Here is a 2,224-nt window from a genome sequence, read left to right as displayed (position 1 = left end):
CAGTCCCTCCTCCTGGGACACCCCCTCCACCCCACCCCGAAGAGCCGGGAGGGCCTGACCGATGCCGAAACCCTTCGCTACTCACCCGAGTCACGCGGCTCGTTCCCCCTTCACTGGCTCGCTGTCGCCCCGTCCGTACTCGCCACCGACTCCGCCTGGACCGAGAGCGGACGAGGGGTCCGCGCGGAGCACCTGACCGCCCGACTGGCCGGCCCCGGGCTCCCGTTGCCCGAGGGGTACGCCGCCCTGCCCGTGCACCCCTGGCAGTTCCGCGAGGCCCGGCACCGCCCCGAGATCGCGGCCCTGCTGGACGCCGGGCTGCTGAAGGACCTCGGTCCGTACGGCCCCGACTGGCAGCCGACCTCCTCGGTCCGCACCGTCCACCGCTCCGGCGCCCCCGCGATGCTCAAGCTCTCGCTGGCGGTGCGCATCACCAACTCCCGCCGGGAGAACCTCCGCAAGGAACTCCACCGGGGCGTCGAGGTGCACCGCCTGCTGCGCACCGGCCTCGCCCGCCAGTGGCACGCGGCCCACCCGCACTTCGACATCGTCCGCGACCCGGCCTGGCTCGCCGTCGACGACCGCGCGGGCCGGCCGGTGACGGGACTGGACGTGGTCATCCGGCACAACCCCTTCGCCGCGTCGGACGACGTCTCGTGCGTCGCCGGTCTCGTGTCGCCCCGCCCGCATGCCCCCGGGCCGCTGCCCGGCGCCCGCCGCCCTTTGGCCGATCAACACCTGGACCTCCTCTCCTTCCGTTCTCGTCTCACGACCCTCGTGGACCGCCTCGCCTCCCGCAGCGCCCGCCCGCGTGGTGCCGTCGCCGTCGAGTGGTTCCTGCGGTACCTGGAACACGTCGTCCGCCCGGTGCTGTGGCTCGACGGCGAGGCGGGGATCGCCCTGGAGGCCCACCAGCAGAACACCCTCGTACTCCTGGACCCGGACGGCTGGCCCGCGGGCGGCCGGTACCGGGACAACCAGGGCTACTACTTCCGCGAGTCCCGCCGCGCCGACCTCGACGCCCGGCTCCCCGGCATCGGCGCCTCCAGCGACACGTTCGTCTCCGACGAGGTCACCGACGAGCGCTTCGCCTACTACCTCGGCATCAACAACGTGCTCGGCCTGATCGGCGCGTTCGGCTCCGAACGCCTCGTGGACGAACGCCTGTTGCTCGCCGCCTTCCGCCGCTTCCTCGAATCGGCCGCCACCGGTCCCCGCCGGATGCGCACCTCCCTCTCTTCCCGGCTGCTCGACTCACCCGTCCTGCGCTGCAAGGCGAACCTCCTGACCCGGCTGCACGGCCTCGACGAACTCGTCGGCCCGGTCGACACCCAGTCCGTCTACGTCACCATCGCCAACCCCCTCGCCTTCTCGGCCTCCTAGACCCCGGCCTCTCTCCTCATCCCACCCGCCTCCCGAAAGGAGCGTTCCTGTGTCGACCACGAAAGGCCACGACGAACCCAGCACCACCGGAGACCTTCTGGACGGGGTCGCCGACTGGGGCCCCACCCTCTGCCATGTCGGCATCTTCCACCTCATTCCTGTGACGTTCGAACGGGGAATCCCCCTGGTGGCCCGCTGGATGAACGACCCCGCCGTCGCCGCCTTCTGGGACCTTGCGGGCCCCGAGATCCGGACCACCCGGCACATCCGAGTCCAACTCCAGGGCGGCGGGCGCAGCGTCCCCTGCCTGGGGGTGCTGAACGGTACGCCGATGAGCTACTGGGAGATCTACCGCGCGGACCTCGACCCGCTGGCCCGCTACTACCCGGCCCTGCCGCACGACACCGGCCTGCACCTCCTCATCGGGGACCCGCGCGACCGGGGGAGAGGGCTGGGCGGGGTCCTGTTGCGGACCGTCGCCGACCTCATCCTCGACAAGCGCCCCGACTGCCCCCGGGTCATCGCCGAACCGGACGTCCGCAACGCTGCCTCCCTCCGCATCTTCTACACCTCCGGCTTCGAGCGCATCTGCGAGGTCGACCTCCCTTCCAAGCGGGCCGCGGTCATGATGCGCGACCGCGATTCCCTGTGCCCCCTGCCCGAGGGCCGGCGGCCCCAGTTCACGGACCCCGACCTCCCGGACTTCTGGTGACGATTCGAAATTGCTTCGTTACTCATAGTGACGTTCCGGATGTCGCCCGAGTTCCCTCGTCGCCCAAATTTTTTTCCTCGCATCCACTCGCACTCATCGGCCCCTTCCATCACCTGCCCCGCCCCCTCC

Annotated in this window: 2 protein-coding genes; both read left to right on the top strand. The window is 71.0% G+C overall.

From position 1 onward, the window contains the following. Positions 1 to 1,383, top strand: a 1,383-nt coding sequence (locus tag AOK24_RS39555) for an IucA/IucC family protein (protein ID WP_055724753.1), incomplete at its 5' end; no start/stop codon positions are given. A gap of 49 nt (positions 1,384 to 1,432) precedes the next feature. Further along, positions 1,433 to 2,095, top strand: coding sequence for a GNAT family N-acetyltransferase (locus AOK24_RS39550; protein ID WP_055724752.1), 663 nt, complete (start codon positions 1,433 to 1,435; stop codon positions 2,093 to 2,095). The last annotated feature ends 129 nt before the right edge of the window (positions 2,096 to 2,224 follow it).

The sequence above is a fragment of the Streptomyces niveiscabiei genome (assembly GCF_001419795.1).
Taxonomy (GTDB): Bacteria; Actinomycetota; Actinomycetes; order Streptomycetales; family Streptomycetaceae; genus Streptomyces; species Streptomyces niveiscabiei.
This window is presented reverse-complemented; position numbering and strand designations above follow the sequence as displayed.